The sequence below is a fragment of the Gemmatimonadota bacterium genome (assembly GCA_016704275.1).
In the GTDB taxonomy this organism is placed as follows: Bacteria; Gemmatimonadota; Gemmatimonadetes; order Gemmatimonadales; family GWC2-71-9; genus Palsa-1233.
On sequence record JADJAK010000005.1, the window covers coordinates 124,847 to 147,832 of the forward strand.

Genomic DNA, 22,986 nt, shown 5'->3' on the forward strand with positions numbered 1-22,986 from the left:
CGGGGGATCCCCGTTCCTTCCGTGCAACGCCGTGTTTCACTGCGGTGACAGTGCAACCTTGGCTCCTTGTGTGCCATCCAACCTCCGACCTTTACCCCCCCCGGAGTGTTGCCGTGGTGCTTCCGCTGACCGCCATCCTCGCCGTTGTTGCCGCCGTGGCCGACACCACCCCCCGTCCCCAACTCCGGGCCGTCCGGATCAGCGAACCGGTCGCCATCGATGGCCGTCTTGACGACGCGGCCTGGCGTGGTGGTGCACTGATCACCACGCTGGTGCAGTCATCACCGACCGAGGGGGCCCCTGCCAGCGAGGCTACGGCGGTGCACCTCGCCTACGACGACGCGGCGCTTTACGTCGCGGCCCGGCTCCGCGACCGCGCCCCCGATTCCGTCATGGCGCTCCTGACACGTCGCGATCGGTCCAGTCAGAGCGATTTCTTCTCGCTCTACCTGGACCCGCTGGGCGACCGGCGCACCGGATACGAGTTCACGGTCAGCGCGGCCGGGGTGCAGAGCGACGGCACGCTCTACAACGACGACTGGAGCGACGACGCGTGGGATGGCGTCTGGCAGTCGTCGGTGCGGCGCGACGGCGAGGGGTGGATCGTCGAGATGCGCATTCCGCTCTCGCAGTTGCGGGTCGCTGCGGCGGGGTCGATTCGCTGGGGCGTGAACGTGGGGCGCGGCATCGGCCGCCGGAACGAGGTGAGCTATCTGATCCCGCGGCTGCGCGAGGGGAGCGGCTTCGTCTCCCGCTTCGCGGAGCTGCTCGGGCCCGACGAGGTCACGCCACGTCGCCGGGCCGAGCTGCTGCCGTACCTCACCGGGAAGCGCGAGTCGGCGCCGACCACCCTCGGCAATCCCTTCCGAACCGGCAGCCAGACCACGCCCTCGGTGGGCGCGGATTTTCGCCTGGGGCTGGGACGCGGCTTCCAGCTCGACGGCACGGTGAATCCCGACTTTGGCCAGGTCGAGGTCGACCCGGCGGTCGTGAACCTCAGCGACGTCGAGGTCTTCTTCGATGAACGCCGTCCGTTCTTTGTCGAGGGGATCAACGTCTTCCGCTTCGGCTACGGCGGGGCCAACAACTTCATGGGCTTCAACTGGGTCAACCTCGATCCCTTCTACTCGCGCCGCATCGGTCGCGCGCCGCAGGGCCGGATTCCGGAGTCGCCGTTCAGCGAAGCGCCGCAGGGTGTCCGGATCCTCGGCGCAGCCAAGCTGACGGGCCGGCTTGGCTCGTGGAATGTCGGTACCCTGTCGGCGCTGACGCAGCGCGAGCACGCGCGTCTCTCTGACGGCACGGTCGAGCAGCGCGCCGAGATCGAGCCGCTCGCCGGGTACGGCGTGGTGCGGGCGCAGCGCGACTTCGCCGGCGGACGTCACGGCCTGGGCGTGCTCGGCACGGTGACGCATCGCGATTTTCGCGACAACAGCCTGCGCGACCAGATGGATGCGGGGGCCCAGCTCGCGGGACTCGATGGGTGGCTGACACTCGACAGCAAGCGCACGTGGGTCATGAGCGGCTGGGGCGCGATCAGCCGGGTGACCGGCACGGCCGCCCGCATCACCGCGCTGCAGGCCGGGGCGGGGCACTACTACCAGCGCCCCGACGCGGACCACGTCGAACTCGATCCCGACGCGACGACGATGTCGGGCTCCTTCGGGCGCCTCACCCTCAACAAGCAGAACGGCAGCACGCTCTTCAACGCCGCCGTGGGCGCGGTGTCGCCGGGCTTCGAGGCGAACGACCTCGGCTTCGTCGGCCGCACCGACGTGCTGAATGCCCATGTGTCCAGCGGCTATCGCTGGACCAAGCCGCGCGGCCTGATCAACTCCGCCCGCTATGCCACCACGATCTTCGGCACCTGGGACTTTGGCGGGGCGCGCAACAGCGCCGGGTGGTGGAACAACGTCAACATCACCTGGAGCAATTTCTCCGGCACCTACTTCGGGGGAACGGTCAATCCGGCGTCGACGAACGTGCGCGGGACGCGCGGTGGCCCCGCGATGGCCTCACCAGGGGGCTTCGAAGCGTTCGCTGGCTGGACCAGCGACGAGCGGAAGCCGCTGTCGTTCGAGGTGGAGCTGAGCGGGTCGCGGTATGCCGGCGGCGAGCGGCATGCGCAGAACTATTCCATCGCCGCCACCTATCGGCCGGCTTCCAACGTCTCGATCAGCGTGGGCCCGAGCTACGAGGCACTGCGCAACCCGGCGCAGTACCTGCGCGCCGCCGACGATCCCGCCGCAACCGCGACGTACGGACGCCGCTATCTCTTCGGCGATCTCGACCAGCAGACGCTGAGCGGCAACATTCGCGTCAACTGGATCCTCTCCCCGAAGACGTCGATCGAGCTCTTCGCGCAGCCGCTGATCTCCTCGGGACGCTACCACACCGTGCGCGAGCTGCGGGCTCCGGGGACCTTCGCCTTCCGCGATTTCGGGACGGAGGGATCGACGGTGGATCGGGCGGCCGGTGTGGTCGACCCCGATGGAGCCGGGGCAGCCCCCGCGATCACGATCGGGCAGCCCGATTTCACCTTCGCGTCGTTGCGGGGCAACGCGGTGTTCCGGTGGGAGTACACCGCTGGCTCGACCTTCTTCCTGGTCTGGACGCAGCAGCGCGCGTACCAGGATTCGCAGGGACGTTTCGCACCGGGGAGCAGCTTCGACCGTCTCCTCTCGGAGCCCGGTCAGCAGGTGCTGATGATGAAGTTGAGCTACTGGTTGAACCGCTAGCGGCTCAGCGCGGCACCGTCAGCAGGGCGACGGCGGCCCGGAGGTCGGCAGCCACCGGAAATCCGAGGCTGCCGGCCTCGTCCGCGTGGAGTGCCCCATCGCCGGTCAGGACCAGGATGGCCTGTGCGCCGAGGGTCCGCGCCGGCAGGAGGTCACCGGGCCGGTCTCCCACGCACCAGGACCGCGCCAGGTCAATGCCGAAGCGTTCGGTGGCTTGCCGGTGCATCGCCGTGCCTGGCTTGCGGCAGTCGCAGCTGTCCTCGCGCCGATGTGGGCAGTGGTACACCGCGTCGATGGTGATGCCGTGGACGAGAAGCTGCCGGTGGAGTTCGGCCTGCACCGCGGCGAAGTCGGCCTCGGTGAAGAAGCCCTGCCCGATCCCGGACTGATTGGTGACGATGATGCGGAGGTAGCCGAGACGGGTCAGCTCGTGGAGTGCGTCGATGACCCCGGGAAGGAGGACCACACCCGCTGGATCGGCGAGATGGCCAGGGTCCTCGATCAGGGTGCCGTCGCGATCGAGGAAGACGGCCGGCGCGCGGTCTGTCATCGGCGCGTCGGCCGGCCGCTGGTCGAGTCGGGGCGCGCCTTGGCGGTCGAGTCCTTCGTGGCGGCGAGTGAATCCGCCTTGCTGGGTACGGGCTTCCGTCCCTCGACGCGAATCCGGAGCGTCGTCGCCACCCCGCCGCCGATGGTCCGGACGCCGTGGAGTTCGACCACGTAGCTGGTCGCGCTCTGGACCACGCCCGCCGTGCGCACCATCAGTCGCGTCGTGAGCGGCGGGCGCACCTGCTCAACGCTGTCCGGTGGCGGTGCGGTCGGCGCACCACGGACGGGCCGTCGTGCCGGCGGCGCCGCGGGGCGCGCGTCCGGCGGGGTGCTGTCGGCCTTGGCCGCCGCGGTATCGTCCGGTGCCTTCACGGGGGTGAGACCACCGCGCCCGCGATAGAGCGAATCGTGCGCGGGCTGCGGGAGCGCGCCGAGCGGCCCGATCGTGCCGGAGTCCGGGAGTTGCACCACCCGGATCGAGTCGGCCGGCAGCGCGAAGCGCGGGTCAAGGGTCTGCGTGAGCACCACGCCGATCGTGAAGGAGTCGACGCGCTCGGCCGACTGAATGCGCGGCGGCGTCGAGTCGCGCGGAAAGGCCCAGATCTCGCCGACCACGTCGGTGGCGGCGGTGACGCGCACGGTGTCCCAGGACTCCTTCGGGCCGCGGCGACGATTGCGATCCTGATCGACGACGGCCCCGACGAGAAAGGTGCCCCGCGGCAGCGGACCGAATGCAAAACGGCCATTGGAGTCCGCGAGCGTGCGATAGGGGAGGGAGTCCGGCAGCAGCAACGCCTCGATCAGCGCGAGCGGAACGGGGCGCTGCGTCCCCCAGTCGACGGCGCGCCCAATGAGGTACCGCCCGGGCAGCGCGCCACCGGTGGAGAGCGTGATCACCGACGCCTGTTGCGACACGTTCGAGGGTTCGCGGATGTCGCGGATCCCGGGCGCCAACTCGATGCGATAGACGGTATTGGGAAGCCAGCCGTCGCGGGGGCGGACCAGCAGGCGATTGCGCTTCCACTGTACGCGCGGGATGACGCTGTCCGGTGCCGGCGAGAGCATGACCAGGCGTTCGAGTTCGCCGTTGCCGGTGCCGAAGTTCGGCTGCGTCCCCTCGGAGATGATCTCGTCGAACCTGAACTCGACCCAGCCATCGAAGCCGTCGAGCATCCGCACCGAGTCGGGGATGGTGCCGATCAGCAGCGGCGGCGTACCATCGGCCGGCCCGCCCGGGGGCGGGGCCATGCGCGCGCAGCCCGCGAGCAGGCACGCCCCGAGTGCGAGCCGCCTCAGTCCGTGCACCCGAGTGCGATGCGCTTGGCGCGCAGCGCCTCCGCCTGGGCGCGCCAGGCGACGAGCTTCTCGCGCTCCTTGTCGATGATCGCCGCTGGTGCGCGGGCGACGAACTGCTCGTTGCCGAGCTTGGTCTCCTGTGCGGTGACCAGCGCATCAAGCTTGTCGGCCTCGGCACCGAGGCGCGCGCACTCCTTCGCGATGTCGACCAGGTCGCCGAGCGGCACGAACACGATCGTGCGGTCGTCGAGCACGATGGTCCCACCCGGCTCATCCGGCGCGGTGCCGATGGTCAGCGTCTCGACCTTGGCCAGCCGGCGTACCGTCTCGCCCTCGGCCGCGAGCGCACGCGCGGCCACCGGGCTCGCGTCGCTCACGGTCACCGACACGGTCTGCCCCGGAGCCACCGCATACTCGGCGCGCAACGCGCGCACGGCGCCGATGACGGCCTGCGCGGCGCCGAACTCCTCGAGCGCGGCCGCATCCGCACGGCCGTCGCTCGCGAGCGGCCAGGCGGCGAGGGAGATGGTCGCGTCGGGTGCTGAGTTCGGGAGCCGCTGCCAGAGTGCCTCGGTGATGAACGGCATCACCGGGTGCAGCAGGCGCAGGCCCTGATCGAAGACGTGGGCCGCGACGGCGCGTGCCGTCTCGCCACCGGGGGCGTTGCCATAGAGGCGCGGCTTCACCTGCTCGACGTACCAGTCCGCGAGGTCACTCCAGAGGAAGTGGTACACCGCGGCGGCCGCGTCGTTGAGCCGATAGCGTTCGTACTGCAGCGTCGCCTCGCGGATGGTTGCCTCGGCGCGCGCAAGGATCCAGCGATCGGCGAGCGTGAGATCACGCTCCGCGATCGACGCGAGCGGCGCGGCGCCGGCCTCGAGGTGTCCGAGGAGGAAACGACCGATGTTCCACAGCTTGTTGGCGAAGTTGCGGCCCGGCGCGAACGAGACGTCGAGATCGGCCGGATCGAGAATCAGGTCCGTCCCCACCGCCATCCCGCTCACCATGGTGTAGCGGAGGGCGTCGGCGCCGAAGCGATCGATCACCTCGAGCGGGTCGATGCCGTTGCCCAGCGACTTCGACATCTTGCGATGCTGGGTGTCGCGCACGGTGCCGTGCAGGTACACGGTGCGGAACGGCACCTCGCCGCGGAAGGCGAGGCCGGCCATGATCATCCGGGCCACCCAGAAGAAGAGGATCTCCGGGGCCGTGACGAGTGTCGCGCCAGGGTAGAAGGCGCGGAGATCGTCCGTCTCCTCGGGCCAGCCGAGCGACGAGAATGGCACCAGCCACGACGAGAACCAGGTGTCGAGCACATCCTCGTCCTGCCGCACGGCGCCGCCACAGGCGGTGCACGCCTCGACATCGGTGCGCGAGACGATGGTCTGTCGACATCCTTCAGCCTCGCAGTACCAGACCGGGATGCGATGGCCCCACCAGAGCTGGCGCGAGATGCACCAATCGCGGATGTTCTCGAGCCACATGGCGTAGTTGTCGCCCTGGCGCTCGGGGAGGAAGCTCACCCGGCCGTCGCGGTACGCCTGCAGCGCCGGATCGGCGAGCGGCTGCATCTTCACGAACCACTGGTCCGACAAGCGCGGCTCGACCACCGTGTCGCAGCGGTAGCAATGGCCCACGGCGTGGCGATGCGCCTCCACCTTCTCCAGCAGCCCGAGCGCGTCGAACTCGGCGACCACGCGCTTCCGCGCCTCAAAGCGATCGAGGCCCCGGAAGCGTTCGGGGACGGTGTCGTTCATCTTCGCGTCGTCGGTCATCACGTCGAGCTGGGCCAGGCCGTGGCGCTTGCCGATCTCGAAGTCGGTCGGATCATGCGCGGGCGTGACCTTGACGGCGCCCGAGCCGAAGTCGGCCTCGACCGCCTCGTCGCCGACGATCGGGATGAGTCGGTCGGCGAGTGGCAGGCGCAGCTGGGTGCCGATCAGCGCGGCGTAGCGCGGGTCGGTCGGGTGCACGGCCACCGCGGTGTCGCCGAGCATCGTCTCGGGGCGGGTGGTCGCCACGGTGACGAAGCCCTGACCGTCCTCGCGCGGGTAGCGGAGGTGCCAGATCTTGCCGTCGGTCTCTTCCTTCTCCGCCTCCTCGTTCGAGAGGGCGGTGAGGCAGCGGGGGCACCAGTTGATGATGTACTTGCCGCGATAGATCAGGCCGCGCTCGTGCAGCGTGACGAACACCTCGCGGACCGCGCGCGAGAGATCCTCGTCGAGCGTGAAGTAGGTGCGCGACCAGTCGCAGCTGGCGCCGAGCGCCTTGAGCTGCTCGAGGATCACACCACCCGTCTCTTCGACAAACCCGCGGACGCGGGTGACAAACGCCTCGCGACCCACATCGAAGCGGGTCAGTCCTTCCTTGGCGAGCAGCTTCTCCACCACGTTCTGCGTGGCGATGCCGGCGTGGTCGGTGCCGGGCACCCAGAGTGCCTTGCGACCACGCATCCGCTCGAAACGGATCAACACATCCTGCAGGGTGTTGTTGAGTCCGTGTCCGGCGTGCAGCACGGCGGTCACGTTCGGCGGCGGGATCTGGATGACGTACGGCTCACCGGGAGCGTTGGCGTCGACCGTGTAGAATCCGCGGTCCTGCCACCACTGGTAGAGCGGGCCCTCGATGGCGCGTGGGTCGTATTGGGGGGCGAGCGGTTCGGTCACGCGATCGCCTCGTCGCCCAATTCGGCCGCGCCCAGCTCGACCAGGTCGTCCTCGCCGCGCACGAGCAGGCAATTCACCAGCCGCTCCACCGTCACCGCCTCGGCCACGAGCCTCGCGGCGGTCGAGCGCGCGCGGCGATCGGGCACCCAGCCATGCAGTTCGAGGGCATTCCGGCCGACAGGCACGACCTCGAGCTGCAGGCCGCGCAGCCGCACGTCGGCATCGAGCGCCGCCTGGGCGTCATGGACCAGTTCGGCGACCGAGCGATCGCCCACCGGGGCGGTCTGGCGGTCGCGGCGAGTGACCCGGGTGGCCCGGGGGCCGACCAGTTCTCCCACCAGAAATCCGAGGGCGGCACCGAGGGCGAGGCCGGCCGTGACAAGGCCGGCGGCAGCGAGGCCGTCAGGGCGGGAAGGGCGGCGGCGTGCAGCGAAACGAGGCATGATGCTAAAATACTAGGCTCGGTCGGCACGGCCTATGCCCTGCCGCCACGTGTGGAACCCTTTGCCAGGCTGGCCCCGATGACCGCTGCTCTCGACGCCCCGATCCGCGTGACCCTCCCCGATGGCTCCATTCGCGAGCTCGAGGCGGGGACCACCGGCGCGGCGCTGGCCGCGGCGATCGGGGCCGGGCTGGCGCGGGCGGCGGTCGCGATCCGGGTCAATGGCGACATCCGCGACCTCGGCCGCCCGCTGGTGGACGGCGATCAAGTCGCGATCCTGACCGAACGCGATGCCGATGCCCTCCCGGTCCTGCGCCACTCGGCGGCCCACATTCTCGCGACCGCGGTGCGGAAGATCTTCCCCGGCGCCGGGATCGGATTCGGCCCGTCGATCGACGAGGGCTTCTACTACGACTTCGATGTGCCCCGGCCCTTCACGCCCGAGGACCTTGAGGCGCTCGAGGCGGCGATGGCCGAGGTCGTGGCGGCGGACTACCCCTTCGTGCGCGAGGAGGTCTCCCGCGAGGAGGCCAACGCCCGCTTCGCCGACGATCCGCTCAAGCTGGAACGGATCAGCGAGCTCGGCCCCGACGAGACGATCACCATCTACACCGATGGCCCGTTTGTCGACCTCTGCCGCGGGCCGCACGTGCCGAGCACGGCGAAGCTCAAGCACTTCAAGCTGCTCACGGGGGCCGGCGCCTACTGGCGCGGCGACTCGTCGCGGCAGATGCTGCAGCGGATCTACGGCACGGCCTACTTCAAGAAGGACGAGCTGGCGCAGCACCTCTTCCGGCTCGAAGAGTCGAAGAAGCGCGACCACCGGATGCTCGGCAAGCAGCTCGATCTCTTCATGTTCCACCCGTTCGCCCCGGGCGCGGCGTTCTGGACCGAGAAGGGGACGGTGATCTACAACGCGCTCAACGACTACATGCGCGCGCTGCAGCGGGATGGCTATCGGGAGATCCGCACACCCCTGATGTACAACAAGGGGCTGTGGGAAATCTCCGGGCACTGGGGGAAGTACAAGGAGAACATGTTCCTCGTCCTCGACAACGAGAGCAATGAGCATGACTTCTCGTTGAAGCCGATGAACTGTCCGTCGCACCACCTGCTCTACGGCAGCAAGAAGCACTCGTACCGGGAGCTGCCGATCCGCTACGTCACCTACGACGTGCTGCACCGGAACGAAGTCTCGGGCGCGCTCTCGGGCCTCACGCGCGTTCGGCAATTTGCGCAGGATGACTGCCACATCTACCTGATGGAGCGGCAGATCCAGGCCGAGGTGCACCGGCTGGTGCAGTTCATCCTCAAGTACTACGAGACCTTCGGCCTGAAGGCGACGCTGAAGTTCGCCACGCGGCCGGAGCAGCGGATCGGCTCGGACCAGCTCTGGGACGAGGCGGAGCGCGCGCTGCGCCACGCCCTCGAGGCCACCGGGCAGTCGTACGAGCTGAAGCCGGGCGACGGGGCATTCTACGGACCGAAGATCGACTTCGATGTCGAGGACGCCCTCGGCCGGAAGTGGCAGCTGGGCACGATTCAGCTCGACTACAACGCGGCCGATCGCTTCGACCTCTCGTTCGTCGGCGAGGACAACGCGGATCATCGGCCGGTGGTGATCCACCGCGCCGTGAACGGCTCGTTCGAGCGCTTCATCGCGATCCTGATCGAGCACTTCGCCGGGGCGTTCCCGCTCTGGCTGTCGCCGGAGCAGGTCCGGGTCGTGCCGATCAGCGACGCGCAGCGCGACGCCGCCGAAGCGGTGACGGCGACGCTGCGGGACGCCGGCATCCGCGCGACGCTGGACGACCGCAACGAGACGCTGAACTACCGGATTCGCGATGGCGAGATGGCGAAGGTGCCCTACCTCGCCGTGGTCGGCGGCCGGGAAGCGGAGAGCGGCGCCGTGGCGGTCCGGGTCCGCGGGGCGGGGAACAAGCAGGAGGTCATCGCGCTGACGGAGTTCACGGCGCGCCTGGTGGAGGAGGTGCGGACGAGGACGCGGAGCCTGGGCGCCCCCCCATTATCTTCCCCCGCGTCCTGAATCCTTGAGGTCGCATGTCTGACCAGCACATTCCCGTCATCGTCGCCGCCTGCCGGACGCCGATCGGTCGTTATCAGGGCGCCTTGTCCTCGCTTCCCGCGACGCGACTTGGCGCCCTTGCCATTGCCGACGTGGTGCGCCGCGCCGGTGTCGATGCCCAGCTGATCGATGACGTCATCATGGGGCACGTGGTGCAGGGTGGGACGGGCCAGGCCCCGGCCCGTCAGGCGATGATCCACGCCGGCCTCCCCGCGACCATTCCGGCCCTCACCATCAACAAGGTCTGCGGCTCCGGTCTCAAGGCCGTGATGCTGGCGGCCCAGGCCATCAAGGCCGGCGACGCGCACTGCGTCGTGGCGGGTGGCATGGAATCGATGTCGTCGGCGCCGCACTACCTCTACAACTACCGCAACGGCATCAAGGCGGGCAACCAGACCATCGTCGACGGCATGATTCACGACGGCCTCTGGGACTCGTTCGGCAACAACCACATGGGCGAATACGCCGAATACACCGCCGAGAAGGCCGGCGTGTCGCGCGCCGACCAGGATGCCTTCTCGGCGCGGTCGCATCAGCGTGCCGCGGCGGCACAGGCCGCCGGGAAGTTTGCCGCCGAGATGGTGACGGTGGAGATCGCCGGGAAGGGCGGTTCGACGATGGTCTCCGCCGACGAGTCGGTCCGGCCGGACACCACCGCCGAGTCGCTCGCCAAGTTGCGGCCCGTCTTCCGCAAGGACGGCACGGTGACCGCCGGCAACGCGCCCGGGTTGAATGACGGTGGCGCCGCGATCATGGTGACCTCGCTCGCCTTCGCGAAGGCCCACGGACTTCCGGTGCTCGCGCGCATCACCGGCTACGCCACCGGTGGCGGCGAGCCGAAGGAGCTCTTCTTTGCCCCGATCCTCGCCGTGCAGAACCTGATGAAGCAGTCGGGCACGGCGATCGGCGACTATGACCTGATCGAAGCCAACGAGGCCTTCGCCGTGCAGGCGATCGCCGATGGCCGCGCCCTGGGGTGGAACGACGACCGCGTCAACGTCAACGGCGGCGCGATTGCCCTGGGCCACCCGATCGGTGCCTCCGGTGCCCGCGTCCTCGCCACGCTGATCCACGCGATGCACGATCGGAAGGCGGCGACGGGGCTGGCGACGTTGTGTCTGGGTGGGGGAAACGCCGTGGCGTTGAGCGTGGCGAAGGAGTGAATCGATGATCGATGATCGATGATCGATCATCGATGCCTCACATATTCCATGCAGGTAGATCATGTCGAAGATCGCAGTCATCGGTTCGGGCACGATGGGCAACGGCATCGCCCACGTCTTTGCCCAGCACGGCCACGACGTCTCCCTCATCGACGTGAATGCGGCGGCACTGGAGAAGGCCAAGGCGACGATCGCCGGCAACCTCGACCGTCAGGTCAAGAAGGGCACCCTGGCGGCAGAGGCGCCGGCCGAGATTCTCGCGCGGATCACGACGGGGACGGACCTGGCGCTTGCGGCGCAGGCGGAGCTGGTGATCGAGGCGGCGAGCGAGAACCCCGCGATCAAGTTCGACATCTTCGCCAAGCTTGACGCCCTCTGCGGCCCAAACACCCTCCTCGCCAGCAACACCTCCTCCATCTCCATCACCGAGATCGCCGCCAAGACCAAGCGCCCTGCGCAGGTCATCGGCATGCATTTCATGAATCCGGTCCCGGTGATGCAGTTGGTCGAGGTCATCCGTGGGCAGGACACGTCGGATGCGACCACGGCCACGGTGATGGACCTCTCGCGGGCGCTCGGCAAGACGCCGGTCGAGGTCAATGACTTCCCCGGCTTCGTCAGCAATCGCGTGCTGATGCCGATGATCAACGAGGCGATCTTTTGCGTCTTCGAGGGCGTGGCCACGCCCGAGTCGATCGACACCGTCATGAAGCTCGGCATGGCCCATCCGATGGGGCCGCTGACGCTCGCCGACTTCATCGGCCTCGACGTCTGCCTGGCGATCCTCAACGTGCTGCACACCGGCCTGGGGGACGACAAGTACCGCCCGTGTCCGCTGCTGAAGCGGATGGTGGCAGCCGGGCACCTGGGACGGAAGAGCGGAAAGGGATTCTACGTATACACGAAGTAAGGTGCAGTATCGATGATCGATGATCGATCATCGATGATCGATCACCAGCCTCACCTTCTGACGGAATGGATTTCTCATGGATACCTTCGCCAGCATGCAGACCATGGGCCACGAGCAGGTGGTCTTCTCCCATGAACCGTCCTGCGGCTACTTCGGCATCATCGCGATCCACGACACCACCCTCGGGCCTGCCCTCGGCGGCACCCGGGTGTGGCAGTACGAGAGCACCGATGCGGCGCTGCACGACGCCCTGCGGCTGGCGCGCGGGATGACCTACAAGAGCGCGGTGGCGGGTCTGAACCTCGGTGGGGGCAAGGCGGTCATCGTCGCGGACCCGAAGCGCGCCGATCGCGAGTCGCTGTTCCGCGCGCATGGCCGCTTCGTCGAGTCGCTGGGGGGCCGCTACATCACTGCCGAGGACGTCGGCACCTCGCCCACCGACATGGAGTTCATCAAGCGCGAGACGAAGCATGTCGCCGGCCTGCTGAACCTCTCCGGCGACCCATCGCCGGTGACCGGCTACGGCGTCTACGTCGGCATGAAGGCCTCGGCGAAGGCGAAGTGGGGGAAGGACTCGCTCGCCGGCAAGACGATCGCGGTGCAGGGGTGCGGCAAGGTGGCCTACTACCTGATGAGCCACCTCAAGCAGGAAGGCGCCCGCCTGATCGTCAGCGACATCGACGAACAGAAGGTCCAGCGGGTCGTGGATGAACTCGGGGCCACCGCGGTGGCAGCCGATGCCATCTTCGATGCCAAGGCCGACATCTTCGCGCCGTGCGCCCTGGGGGCGATCCTCAACGACGACACCATCGCCCGGCTGAAGGTCGAGATCGTCGCGGGTGGGGCCAACAACCAGCTCGCCGAGGAGCGCCACGGCAAGATGATCGAGGAGAAGGGGATCCTCTACGCCCCGGACTACGTCATCAATGGCGGCGGCGTGATCAACGTCTATGGCGAGCTGCAGGGTTGGACCATGGAACGGGCCAAGCGGAAGGCGCAGGAGATCTACGACACGATGACCCGGGTCTACACCATCGCGGCCCGCGACGGCATTCCGTCCTACCAGGCGGCCGACCGCCTCGCCGAGGAGCGCATTTCGTCGGTGGCGGCGCTCAAGCGGATGTGGGTGGCTGGGGACCGGTAGTCGTAGGTCGTAAGTCGTAGGTCGTAAGTCGTAAGTCGTAGGTTGCGTGGGGTGGGTCGTGTCATCCTGAGCGGAGTCCGCGCAGCGGACGAAGTCGAAGGACCTCGTCGGCGACCTACGACCTACGACCTACGACCTACGACTTCTCACCCCAACGAGTATCTTCCCGTATGCCAGAACGCATCCCCATCGGCGCCGACCACGCCGGCTATGAACTCAAGGAAATCCTCGTCGCCGAACTGGAGCGGCGGGGCTTCGACGTCGAGGATGTCGGGACGCACTCGAACGAGTCGACCGACTACGCTGACTACGCCCACCCGGTGGCGCGCGAGGTCGAGACGGGCGAGGCGAAGCGCGGCATCCTGATGTGCGGGACCGGCCTCGGGATGAGCTACGCGGCCAACCGGCACCCTGGGGTGCGGGCGGCCGTGGCCTGGACGCCGGAGGTGGCCGCCCTGGCACGCCAGCACAATGATGCCAACGTGCTGGTGCTCCCGGCCCGCTTCATCGACGCTGAGACCGCCCGCGCCATCCTCGGCGCCTGGCTGGACACTCCCTTCGAGGGCGGCCGCCACGAACGCCGCATCGCCAAGATCGAGGACGCCACGTGACCGACGCATTGCAGCATGACGCCCCGCTGAGCTCCGCCGACCCGATCATCGCCGGCCTGATCGGGAAGGAGTTGCGACGTCAGCAGGAGGGGCTCGAGCTGATCGCCAGCGAGAACTTCGCCTCCCGCGCGGTGCTCGAGGCGATGGGCAGCTGCCTGACCAACAAGTACGCCGAGGGCTACCCCGGCAAGCGCTATTACGGCGGCTGCGAGGTCGTCGACCAGGTGGAGCAGCTGGCCATCGACCGGTGCAAGCAGCTCTTTGGCGCGCCGCACGCCAACGTGCAGCCGCACTCCGGCGCCCAGGCCAACTTTGCCGCCTTCATGGCGGTGATCAAGCCGGGCGAGACGTTGATGGGGCTCGCGTTGCCACATGGCGGCCACCTGACCCACGGCGCCCCGATCAACCACTCCGGGCAGGTGTGGAAGTCGGTGCAGTATGGCGTCCGCGCCGACACCGGCCGGATCGATTACGACCAGGTGCGCGAGATGGCGCGCCGCGAGCGGCCGAAGCTGATCATCGCCGGCGGCTCGGCCTACGCCCGCATCATCGACTTCGCGGCCTTCCGCGCGATCGCCGACGAAGTCGAGGCGACCTTCCTGGTCGACATGGCGCACTTCGCCGGGCTCGTGGCGGGTGGCGTGCACCCGAATCCGCTCGAGCACGCGCACATCGCGACGTCCACCACGCACAAGACGCTGCGCGGCCCCCGCGGCGGCATCATCCTCTGCCACGAACCACACGCCAAGGCGATCGACAAGTCGGTCTTCCCGGGGAGTCAGGGCGGGCCGCTTGAGCATGTGATCGCCGCGAAGGCTGTCGCCTTCGGTGAGGCGCTGACGGAGGACTTCCGGGCCTATTCGCGTCGGGTGGTCGACAACGCCCACACGCTCTCCGAAGCGATGGTCGAGCGCGGCTATGCCATCGTCTCGGGCGGCACCGACACGCACCTGATGCTCGTGGACCTCCGGCCGAAGGAGCTGACGGGGAAGGAAGCCGAACGCGTGCTCGGCGAGGCTGGCATCACGGTCAACAAGAACACCATCCCGGACGACCCGCAGTCGCCGTTCGTGACCTCGGGGATCCGTCTCGGGACGCCCGCCATCACGACGCGCGGCATGGGTGCAGCGGAGATGGTCCGGGTGGCGGAGTTGATCGACCAGGCGCTGACCTGTCATCACGACGCCGCCGTGCTCGCGCGCGTAAAGGGCAGCGTCGAGGAACTGGCGGGGAAGTTCCCGCTCTACGCCACCACCGGTGCCGAGGGCTGAGCCAGGTGCCTGATCTCCAGTTCGCCGACGGGGTGCTCGCCCGGATCCGCGCCGTCGCGGGAACGGAGTACGACGAGCGCGCCTATCTCTTCATGCTCGAGGCGATCGAGTTCCTCCAGGAGCGGCTCGATGCACGTCGGCACGTGACCGGGGCGGAACTGTCGTGGGCGTGTCGGGATCTGGCGCTCGAGCGCTTCGGACTGCTGGCGCAGCCGGTACTCGAGCACTGGCGCGTGACGCGGACCGCGGACTTCGGCCGGATCGTCTACGCCCTCGTGGCCATCGGTCTGTTGAGCGTGCAGCCCGGCGACCGGGAAGAGGATTTCCTGGACGTCTTCGAGTTCGCCGGTGCCTTCGACACGATCGGCGCCATGCGGTGGGACCCCGCCGCATAGGCCAGTCGTTCGCCGCAGTGACCCACTGGTCGTCCCTTTCCACCGTGCGATCCGATCCGTCATCGAGAGCCACGAGTTCCATCCCCCCCATACTCTGCGCTGGATGCGAGGCCGTCATGCCGCTGTTGCGTCGAATTCTTCCCGGGGCGGTGGTCGTCCTTGCCGCGTGCTCGACAGGTCGGGCGCCCACCGTCGGACCTGTCACGCTCGAGTCGAGGTTGGCCGCCGCCAAGCAGGCCGCCGGCGAGATTCGCGAATCGGATATCCGACGTGATGTCGACTACCTCGCTTCCGACGCCAACATGGGGCGACGCACCCCGTTTCCGAATGCGCCCTCCCCTGGCTACGACTCCGCTGCCCACTACATCGCCCGACGGCTGAAGGAGCTCGGCGTCAAGCCGATGGGTGACAACGGGACGTACTTCGCGCACTACACGGTGACGCAGTCCAGGCTCGACACGACCCGCGTCTCCGGGTCGATCGGGACGGAGCCGTTGAAGTGGGGCGATGACTTCTACGTGTTCTCCTTCCTGGTCGGCGGGGTGCGTCAGGCGGACGTGATTTGCGTCGGGGATGGACTGGCGCGGCGCAAGAAGGGGATCGACCCCTATGCAGACCTGGATATCAAGGGGAAGTGGATCCTCGTCAATCCCGTCACGGTGCGCGGGCAGGTGCGGAGCGGCGGTGTGCTTGGCGCCCCCGACACGATGGGCGTCATGGGTGTTGACTACACCACCTACCTGGAAGAGGCGCGTTTCAAGGGGGCGCTCGGGATCCTGCTGGTCCCCACCCCCGCATTGCTGAACGGCTGGAACCGGCGCGCGACCACAGGGCAGGACCTCAACCCGTCACTGGGGGTGGCCTACGCCCAGTACCAGGTCCCCCGCGTGGTCCTGTCGGAAGCCGCCGTCAGAAGGCTGCTGGCGGGAACCGGCGTCTCTGCCGCCGAGGTCCTCGCCGCGGATGCGACGAAGCGTTACCCCAAGTCGGCCGCGCTCGGCAAGCGCGTGACCATCAACTTCGCCGCGACGACCGCCGAGGCGCGCCCGTACAATGTGGTCGGGTTGTGGGAAGGTTCCGACCCGAAGCTGAAGGAGGAGTGGATCTCGCTCGCGGCGCACCTCGACGGCGCGGTCCGCGCCGGCGGAGAGATCCCCGGCAACACGCTCCCCAACCAGTACAACGCCGCCGACGACAACGCCAGCGGCAGCGCGGGGAATCTGGCGATCGCGCGCGCCATCGTGGCCGGCCCGAGGCCTCGGCGTTCAATCCTGATGATCTGGGATTCTGGTGAGGAGACAGGGCTGTGGGGGACCCGCTTCATCGCGTACGGCCCGTGGTCGAACAAGCTGGTGCTCCACGTCAGCAATGACATGATCGGGCGCAGCCGTGCGCCCAACAGCGCGCGCATCCAGAATCTCTCGTCCGCGGATTCGATCTATGTCACCGGGCCGAAGTTGCTCAGCAGCAAGAGCCAGGCGCATCTGATGCGCGCCGCGAAGGAATTCCCGTTCATCGCCGTCGATCAGGTCTACGAGGACGTGACCAGCGAGTTCTATTATCCCCGGACTGACGCGGGCCCGTACCTCGAGAATGGCATTCCCATCATGCAGTTCTTCAACGGGACCACCCCGGAATACCACCAGCCGACGGATGAACCACGCCTCCTCGACATCGCCAAGATCAGCAATGTCTCGAAGCTCTCCTACGGGGCGCTCTGGCTGGCGGCTGACGATCCGGAGCGCCCCAGGTGGGATGGCCCGGTCCCGTACACCCTCTGGTGGGTGACCCCGAAGAATCGATGAGCATTCGGCGGGCGGTGTAGCTTTCGGACATGCCCGTCATCCCCGTGATCACGCCCGTGCAAGCGACGGCGTGGGATCAATTGGCCGAGTCGAGTGGCCGACCGCTTCGCACCCTCATGGAGTGCGCGGGGCGTGCCGTCGCGCAGTTGGTGCTTGAGCGCGTCGGCCCGCAGGCGGCGCAGGGAGTGCTCGTCGCCTGCGGGGCGGGGCACAACGGGGGCGACGGCTGGGTGGCTGCGCGGTTGCTGCATCGACTTGGACTCCCCGTGTGGGTGGTCGAGAGCGAGCCGGCGCGCGCGGTGCTCACGCAGGCGGTGCGGGCCGAGGCGCTTGCCGACGGCGTGCGCACGGTCGCGACCGACGGCCCATGGCCAACCGTCGGCGTGGTCATCGACGCCGTGCTGGGGAACCGGCGCACACGGCGCCCCGCGCGCCCCGATCGACCACCTGTTGCCGCATCGCCGACCTGCAGCATCCGATCATCGCGGTCGATGGGCCATCGGGCCTCGACCTCGCGACCGGCGTCTCCTACGACGCCCTTCCCGCGCGCCTCACCGTGACCTTCGGCGCGCCCCGACGCGGCCATCTGCTCGCGCGTGATGAGGTGGGTGACCTGGTCGTGGTCGAGATCGGGCTCCCGGCACCCGATCCGTCGTGGCCCACCCTCGTGCAGCGTGGGTGGGCGGCAAGCCGCCTTGCACAGCTTCCCTCGAGGAGTCACAAGGGCACGCGCGGCCGGGTGGTGATCGTCGGCGGGAGCGAGGGGATGACCGGCGCGGCGCGGCTCGCCGCTCGCGCCGCCTTCGGCGCGGGCGGCGGCCTGGTGCACGTGGTCGCGCCGATCGGGGCGGCGACCACGTTGCGGACCGCCGAACCCGACCTGCAAGTGCTCGAGCATGCGTTCGAGGCGCCGCTCGATCATGCGCTGATCGCGCTGCTCCACAGCGCCGATGTCGTGGTGATCGGCCCCGGACTGGGACGCGCCGCCGGAGCGTCGCGACTTCGTCCTGGCCGTGCTCGGCGAGAGCGCGCGCGCGGTGATCGATGCCGACGCGCTGGTCGCCTCCGTGATGCGCTGCCTGAACTCTCCGCGCTCGCGGCGCGGAAGCCGCTGGTGCTCACACCACATCTCGGCGAGTTCCGCGCCCTCTTTCCCGGCTGCAGTCATTCACTCGAGACGGATCCGTGGGGTGCCGCCGAGTCGGCCGCCGCGGTGGTCCCGGGCATCGTGTTGCTGAAGGGCGTGCCGACGGTGATCGCCCAGCATGATCAACCGACGCGCACCGTGGCGGCCGGCAATCCGGGCTCGCCACCGGCGGCAGCGGGGATGTGCTCTCGGGGATACTCGGCACCATGATGGCCCAACCTCGACCACCCGCTCGACGCCGCCGCGGTTGCGGCTGGGCGCTCGGTGACGCGGCCGATCATGCCGCCCGACGCACCACCGCGCGCGATGCGCCCGATGGATGTGATCGCCGCACTCCCCGATGTGTGGCGCTGGTGGGGCCGCGACGCATCGACGCCGCACGCACCCGTGCTGCTCGAGCTCCCGGCACCGAGGCGCGAATGAGGCGCCGGCTGATCGCAGTGCTTGCCGCGCTCGTCGCGGGATGTGGGCCCGCGATTGGTGGTGGGGCGGGGCTGCCATCGCCCGCGAGTCCGTTCCGACCAGAGGATCGAGTCGTGCTCGGCAACTTCGCCCGGGTAAACGCGATCGCCACCTCGTTTGATCGAGTCTTTGTCGCCTTCCCGACGGCCGTCAGGACTCTGGGCGCCCTCTGACGCAGCGGTGGGAGGTACCGCGGACGCCGCCACGCCCCGCGATGTTGCGCGACGTGCGCCTCGCCATCCTCGACCCTGCCGATCAGTCGCTCTGGCTCGGGACGGCGCAGGGGTGGATCCACTACACCCCGACGCTCGAGCGGTGGGACGAGGGCCCGCTTCCCGGGACACCGACCGCCATCGGCGTCGACCCGGCGGACGGTATCGGCGGCGCGTGGTTCAGGATCGACGGACGCTGGTATCGACAGGCCCGCATCGGTGGCGCGACGCAGCTTGCCACACCGTCCCGCTCGCTGCAGATCGCCCCGACGATCGACGACGCGCTGCGCGATGTGCCGCAACTCCGCACCATCGCGCCGCGACTCGTCACCGGACCCGGTTTGGAGCAGGGTCGGCTCACCGCGGCCGCACCGCTCTCTGATGGTGCCACCTGGCTGCTCGGCACCAGCAATCTCGTGTGCTCAAGCTCGACCGGATCGGCGCCTCGGCGCCGCCGCTCGCCCTCGGCCTGCGCGGCACGAGCGTCGGCGCGATCGCCTTGCTGCCTGACGGCATCTGGGTCGCCACCGACGCGGAGTTGCGCACCTCTGCCGAGCTGGCCTTCCTGCCGCTCGATCTCTCGACAGCACCAGCGTCGACGGCGCACCGCCGTTCGGGCTGCCGTTCGCGGCAGCGCGCCGGATCGTCGCCTCGACCGCGCGCTGTGGCTGGCGACCGATCAGGGCGTGGTGCGGCTCACGCTTCCCGACCGACGGACCACCCGCTGGAACGAGGTGAATGGCTTTGCCCGATCCGCGCACGCTGAGCCCGGTGCTGCATCAGGGGCGGATGGTGGCGGGCACGATGCGCGGCCTCGCGGAGGTGCAGGACGATGGCACGCCGAGCGGCTGGCGATGCGATTCATCGATCCGGCCTACGCCCGTGCTCTCGCGCGGCGACACGCTCTGGGTGGGGGCGCCGTTCGGGTTGCGGGCATGGATGCCGGGTGAGGTTGGACTCGCCGAGCCCGAGGGGCTCGCCCGGCTTGGGTGGGGCGCGCGTACCGGTGCGAGGCATCGGCTACGTCGCGGGACACGTTGGTCGCGATGACCGAATCAACTGTTGTGGCGCGATCCGCTGAGCGGCGCCTGGACCGCGGGGCCACTGCTTTCCGGATTGGGTCGACTCACCGCCTTCGCTGTCACGTCGGATGGAATCTGGGTTGGTGGTGACCGCGGGGCCGGCTTCGTGCGGCCGATGTCACCGCTGCTGCGCATCCTGTATGCACCGACCGACCTCCCCGGTGGCGTGACGGCGATCGCCAGCGAGGGGAGTTACCTCTGGATCGGCACGACGGAAGGGCTGGTGCGCCTGCGGTTGCAAGGGCGATGACGAGTATTTCGCTGGGTGGCGGACGTGAGTTCGATCGGATTCGTCAGATCGCTGCCGCACTGGGGCCGTCCGCCGGCGCGCTCGGCGACGACACGGCGGCCATCCCGACGCGGCCCGGCATCATGGTGGTCTCGACCGATGCCTCCGTCGAGGCGGTGCACTTCCGGCGCGAGTGGTTGACGCTCCCCGAAATCGGCTGGCGATCCACGGCAAGCGCGCTCTCCGATCTCGCGGCCGCCGCCGCGACGCCAGGGGATCACCGTCGCGTTGGTGGTGCCGCCCGATCTCGACGATGCGGGGCTCGTCGCGGTGATGTCGGGTGTCGGCGAAGCGGCGCAGTCGGCGGGGTGTCGGGTACTTGGTGGGGATCTGTCGTCCGGGCCGTCGCTCGCCCTCACCGTCACGGTCTTTGGCCATGCGCGTCCCGCGCCGATGTCGCGTCGCGGGGCGCAGCCGGGCGATGGGGTGTACGTGACCGGGGCGCTTGGCGCGGCACGTGCGGCCCTCCTCGATTGGTTCGATGGCGAAACGCCGAGCCCGGCGGCGCGGATGGCATTCGCCCGCCCGCAGCCGCGCATTATGGCGGGGCAGTGGCTGGCGGCGCAGGGTGCCACGGCGATGATGGACATCAGTGACGGGCTCGGTGGCGACGCGGCGCACCCGGCGGCGGCCTCCGCCGTCGCCTTGCGCCTCACCCTTGAGCGTTGCCCGATCCATCCTTCGGTCCATCGGGTGGCCACGCCGCGGCGAGCCGTTTGCCACGTTTGCCGCGGTCGGTGGCGAGGATTACGAGCTGCTGGTGACCATGCCGCCCGGGTTTGCGGCTGACCGGGAGTGCGAGCCCGCCGCCGGGGTGGTCCTGACGCGGATTGGCGACGTCGTGGCCGGTGCCGGGGTCGAGACGACGCTTCGGGGCGTCCCGGTGGCGCTGACCGGCTTTCAACACCGCCTCTGAGCGTCACCGCCGTTGATTCCACTGGCGGCCCCGTCCATCCTTCCATGCTGGTTTCCCCCTTTACCCAGTCCGAGATTCCCGATGAGCACCATCATCGAAGTGACCGCCCGCGAAATCCTCGATTCCCGTGGCAACCCGACCGTCGAGGCCGAAGTCATCACCGCCTCTGGTTCCCGCGGCCGCGCCGCGGTGCCGAGTGGTGCCTCGACCGGTGAGAAGGAGGCGGTCGAGCTGCGCGATGGCGACCCGGCGCGCTACGGCGGCAAGGGAGTGCGCGGGGCAGTGCGCAACGTGATCGAGATCATCGGGCCGCGGCTTGAGGGAATCTCCGTCTTCGAACAGATCGCGATCGACGCGGAGATGACCGACATCGACGGCACGCCCAACAAGGCGAAGCTCGGCGCGAACGCGATCCTCGCCGTCTCGATGGCAACGGCGCGTGCGGCGGCGATGGAGTCGGACTTGCCGCTCTATCGCTACCTCGGCGGGCCGATGGCGCGCGTGATGCCGGTGCCGATGATGAACATCATCAATGGCGGCGCGCACGCGAGCAACAACGTCGACGCGCAGGAGTTCATGATCGTGCCGGTCGGCGCGGAGGAGTTCAGCGAGGGCTTCCGGATGGGCGTCGAGGTCTTCCACGCGCTCAAGAAGGTGCTGAGCGGCAAGAAGCTCTCGACGGCCGTCGGCGACGAGGGCGGCTTTGCGCCGGACCTGCCGAGCAACGAGGCGGCGCTGGATGCGGTGGTGGAGGCGATCGAGAAGGCCGGCTACCGTCCCGGGGCCGACATTGCGATCGCGCTCGACGTTGCGGCGTCGGAGCTCTACCAGGACGGTGGCTACGTCTTCAAGAAGGGCGATGGCTCCCGTCGCTCGGCCGCGGAGATGGTCGAGCTCTATCAGGGGTGGTGCAAGAAGTACCCGATCGTCTCGATCGAGGACGGACTTGCCGAAGGCGATTGGGCCGGCTGGAAGCTGATGACCGAGGCGCTCGGCGACCGCTGTCAGATTGTTGGGGACGACCTGTTCTGCACCAACGTGGAATTGCTGGGCCGCGGGATCGAAGAGGGCGCTGCCAATGCGATCCTGATCAAGGTCAACCAGATCGGCACGCTCACGGAGACGCTGCAGGCGATCGAGATGGCGAAGTCGAGTGCCTTCGGTGCCATCATCTCGCACCGTTCGGGTGAGACCGAGGACACCTTCATCGCTGACCTGGCGGTCGCCACAGGCGTGGGGCAGATCAAGACCGGCAGCGCGTCGCGCACCGACCGGATGGCCAAGTACAACCAGCTGCTCCGGATCGCCGAGGAGCTGGGGCCGGTCGCGCACTACCCCGGTGCGGAGCTTTATCCGCAGTGACGGTGGGTCGTTGGCTTGCCCTCGGCGTGCTGCTCCTCGCGATCATCTTCGGCTTCCGCGGGGGGATGTTCACCGCGGGGGATGCCCGGGCGCTCGGGCGCGAGGAGGAGGCGCTCCAGCCGAGCTGAAGTCGCTGCAGCGGCAGGTCGATTCGCTCCGGAGCTTCCATGATTCGCTGGAGACGTCGCCCGCCGTGCAGGAGCGGGTGGCGCGCGAGGAGTGGGGGGTGATCCGGCCCGGGGAGATGTCGATCCGGCTGGAGCGAGGGGATTCGGGCCGCTGACCCCCGAGTACCAAACGAAGCGACCCGCCGCCCAATGGGGCGGCGGGTCGCTCTGTCGTGGAGTAGCAGGGGCGGGACTCGAACCCGCGACCCCGGCATTATGAGTGCCGTGCTCTAACCAGCTGAGCTACCCTGCCATGCCGACCTCGTGTCCTTG

At 68.8% G+C, this 22,986-nt stretch carries 21 protein-coding genes and 1 tRNA gene; 16 read left to right on the top strand and 6 right to left on the bottom strand.

What is annotated here, in order from left to right; genetic code table 11:
- Positions 1-113: 113 nt before the first annotated feature.
- Positions 114-2,738: a carbohydrate binding family 9 domain-containing protein gene (locus IPG05_11300; protein MBK6495664.1), complete on the top strand. Its 2,625-nt coding sequence runs from the start codon at positions 114-116 to the stop codon at positions 2,736-2,738.
- A gap of 4 nt (positions 2,739-2,742) precedes the next feature.
- Here IPG05_11300 and IPG05_11305 read toward each other — a convergent pair whose 3' ends face one another.
- The 4 genes from IPG05_11305 to IPG05_11320 are packed head-to-tail and all read right to left on the bottom strand — an operon-like array spanning position 2,743 to position 7,692.
- On the bottom strand, positions 2,743-3,288 hold the full coding sequence (locus tag IPG05_11305) for an HAD family hydrolase (protein MBK6495665.1): 546 nt from the start codon (positions 3,286-3,288) through the stop codon (positions 2,743-2,745).
- Positions 3,285-4,535, bottom strand: coding sequence for a carboxypeptidase regulatory-like domain-containing protein (locus tag IPG05_11310; GenBank protein MBK6495666.1), 1,251 nt, complete (start codon positions 4,533-4,535; stop codon positions 3,285-3,287). The genes IPG05_11305 and IPG05_11310 overlap by 4 nt, the downstream gene beginning before the upstream one ends.
- A gap of 44 nt (positions 4,536-4,579) precedes the next feature.
- Positions 4,580-7,249, bottom strand: coding sequence for a valine--tRNA ligase (locus tag IPG05_11315; GenBank protein ID MBK6495667.1), 2,670 nt, complete (start codon positions 7,247-7,249; stop codon positions 4,580-4,582).
- On the bottom strand, positions 7,246-7,692 hold the full coding sequence (locus IPG05_11320) for a hypothetical protein (GenBank protein MBK6495668.1): 447 nt from the start codon (positions 7,690-7,692) through the stop codon (positions 7,246-7,248). The genes IPG05_11315 and IPG05_11320 overlap by 4 nt, the downstream gene beginning before the upstream one ends.
- A 78-nt stretch (positions 7,693-7,770) precedes the next feature.
- Here IPG05_11320 and thrS point away from each other — a divergent pair, with 78 nt between their 5' ends.
- The 12 genes from thrS (at position 7,771) to IPG05_11380 (ending at position 20,229) form a co-directional block, all read left to right on the top strand.
- Positions 7,771-9,738 (top strand): threonine--tRNA ligase, encoded by a 1,968-nt coding sequence (thrS, locus tag IPG05_11325; GenBank protein MBK6495669.1) that lies wholly within the window; start codon positions 7,771-7,773, stop codon positions 9,736-9,738.
- Positions 9,739-9,752: 14 nt separating this feature from the next.
- Complete coding sequence (locus IPG05_11330) at positions 9,753-10,940, top strand: acetyl-CoA C-acyltransferase (GenBank protein ID MBK6495670.1); 1,188 nt, start codon at positions 9,753-9,755, stop codon at positions 10,938-10,940.
- 61 nt (positions 10,941-11,001) lie between these two features.
- Positions 11,002-11,850 (top strand): 3-hydroxybutyryl-CoA dehydrogenase, encoded by an 849-nt coding sequence (locus IPG05_11335; protein MBK6495671.1) that lies wholly within the window; start codon positions 11,002-11,004, stop codon positions 11,848-11,850.
- Between the two features lie 76 nt (positions 11,851-11,926).
- A complete protein-coding gene (locus tag IPG05_11340) occupies positions 11,927-12,994 on the top strand; it encodes a Glu/Leu/Phe/Val dehydrogenase (GenBank protein MBK6495672.1) in 1,068 nt (355 codons plus the stop codon).
- Positions 12,995-13,164: 170 nt separating this feature from the next.
- Entirely contained in the window at positions 13,165-13,605 is a 441-nt protein-coding gene (gene rpiB, locus IPG05_11345; GenBank protein ID MBK6495673.1) for a ribose 5-phosphate isomerase B, read from the top strand.
- Positions 13,606-13,631: 26 nt separating this feature from the next.
- Complete coding sequence (locus tag IPG05_11350) at positions 13,632-14,876, top strand: serine hydroxymethyltransferase (protein MBK6495674.1); 1,245 nt, start codon at positions 13,632-13,634, stop codon at positions 14,874-14,876.
- Between the two features lie 5 nt (positions 14,877-14,881).
- Positions 14,882-15,271: a hypothetical protein gene (locus tag IPG05_11355; protein ID MBK6495675.1), complete on the top strand. Its 390-nt coding sequence runs from the start codon at positions 14,882-14,884 to the stop codon at positions 15,269-15,271.
- Between the two features lie 116 nt (positions 15,272-15,387).
- The gene (locus IPG05_11360) at positions 15,388-17,076 is read left to right on the top strand and encodes a M28 family peptidase (GenBank protein MBK6495676.1); all 1,689 of its coding nucleotides are present in this window, start codon (positions 15,388-15,390) and stop codon (positions 17,074-17,076) included.
- A gap of 367 nt (positions 17,077-17,443) precedes the next feature.
- Positions 17,444-18,433, top strand: coding sequence for a hypothetical protein (locus IPG05_11365; GenBank protein ID MBK6495677.1), 990 nt, complete (start codon positions 17,444-17,446; stop codon positions 18,431-18,433).
- On the top strand, positions 18,406-18,858 hold the full coding sequence (locus tag IPG05_11370; GenBank protein ID MBK6495678.1) for a hypothetical protein: 453 nt from the start codon (positions 18,406-18,408) through the stop codon (positions 18,856-18,858). The genes IPG05_11365 and IPG05_11370 overlap by 28 nt, the downstream gene beginning before the upstream one ends.
- A gap of 53 nt (positions 18,859-18,911) precedes the next feature.
- On the top strand, positions 18,912-19,847 hold the full coding sequence (locus IPG05_11375) for a hypothetical protein (protein ID MBK6495679.1): 936 nt from the start codon (positions 18,912-18,914) through the stop codon (positions 19,845-19,847).
- Positions 19,848-19,959: 112 nt separating this feature from the next.
- Complete coding sequence (locus IPG05_11380; GenBank protein ID MBK6495680.1) at positions 19,960-20,229, top strand: hypothetical protein; 270 nt, start codon at positions 19,960-19,962, stop codon at positions 20,227-20,229.
- Positions 20,230-20,272: 43 nt separating this feature from the next.
- On the opposite strand, the gene IPG05_11385 is transcribed toward IPG05_11380, so the two are convergent.
- Positions 20,273-20,437 (bottom strand): hypothetical protein, encoded by a 165-nt coding sequence (locus tag IPG05_11385; protein MBK6495681.1) that lies wholly within the window; start codon positions 20,435-20,437, stop codon positions 20,273-20,275.
- Between the two features lie 65 nt (positions 20,438-20,502).
- Between IPG05_11385 and IPG05_11390 the strand changes: the two genes are divergently transcribed.
- The 3 genes from IPG05_11390 to eno all read left to right on the top strand — a co-directional run bounded on the left by IPG05_11390 (position 20,503) and on the right by eno (position 22,546).
- On the top strand, positions 20,503-21,057 hold the full coding sequence (locus tag IPG05_11390; protein ID MBK6495682.1) for a hypothetical protein: 555 nt from the start codon (positions 20,503-20,505) through the stop codon (positions 21,055-21,057).
- Positions 21,029-21,184 (top strand): hypothetical protein, encoded by a 156-nt coding sequence (locus IPG05_11395; GenBank protein MBK6495683.1) that lies wholly within the window; start codon positions 21,029-21,031, stop codon positions 21,182-21,184. Before IPG05_11390 ends, IPG05_11395 begins: the two co-directional genes overlap by 29 nt.
- A gap of 81 nt (positions 21,185-21,265) precedes the next feature.
- Positions 21,266-22,546 carry a phosphopyruvate hydratase gene (gene eno, locus IPG05_11400; GenBank protein ID MBK6495684.1) on the top strand — a complete coding sequence of 427 codons (1,281 nt, stop codon included), beginning with the start codon at positions 21,266-21,268 and terminating at the stop codon, positions 22,544-22,546.
- 346 nt (positions 22,547-22,892) lie between these two features.
- On the opposite strand, the gene IPG05_11405 is transcribed toward eno, so the two are convergent.
- Positions 22,893-22,966, bottom strand: a tRNA-Met gene (locus IPG05_11405).
- Positions 22,967-22,986: the final 20 nt, after the last annotated feature.

Excerpts from the sequence above, each read along its gene's own strand:
- IPG05_11305 (MBK6495665.1), bottom strand. The coding sequence starts at position 3,288 with ATGACAGACCGCGCGCCGGCCGTCTTCCTCGATCGCGACGGCACCCTG.
- IPG05_11310 (MBK6495666.1), bottom strand. The coding sequence starts at position 4,535 with ATGGCCCCGCCCCCGGGCGGGCCGGCCGATGGTACGCCGCCGCTGCTG.
- IPG05_11320 (MBK6495668.1), bottom strand. The coding sequence starts at position 7,692 with ATGCCTCGTTTCGCTGCACGCCGCCGCCCTTCCCGCCCTGACGGCCTC.
- thrS (MBK6495669.1), top strand. The coding sequence starts at position 7,771 with ATGACCGCTGCTCTCGACGCCCCGATCCGCGTGACCCTCCCCGATGGC.
- IPG05_11330 (MBK6495670.1), top strand. The coding sequence starts at position 9,753 with ATGTCTGACCAGCACATTCCCGTCATCGTCGCCGCCTGCCGGACGCCG.
- IPG05_11335 (MBK6495671.1), top strand. The coding sequence starts at position 11,002 with ATGTCGAAGATCGCAGTCATCGGTTCGGGCACGATGGGCAACGGCATC.
- IPG05_11340 (MBK6495672.1), top strand. The coding sequence starts at position 11,927 with ATGGATACCTTCGCCAGCATGCAGACCATGGGCCACGAGCAGGTGGTC.
- rpiB (MBK6495673.1), top strand. The coding sequence starts at position 13,165 with ATGCCAGAACGCATCCCCATCGGCGCCGACCACGCCGGCTATGAACTC.
- IPG05_11360 (MBK6495676.1), top strand. The coding sequence starts at position 15,388 with ATGCCGCTGTTGCGTCGAATTCTTCCCGGGGCGGTGGTCGTCCTTGCC.
- IPG05_11365 (MBK6495677.1), top strand. The coding sequence starts at position 17,444 with ATGGCCAACCGTCGGCGTGGTCATCGACGCCGTGCTGGGGAACCGGCG.
- eno (MBK6495684.1), top strand. The coding sequence starts at position 21,266 with ATGAGCACCATCATCGAAGTGACCGCCCGCGAAATCCTCGATTCCCGT.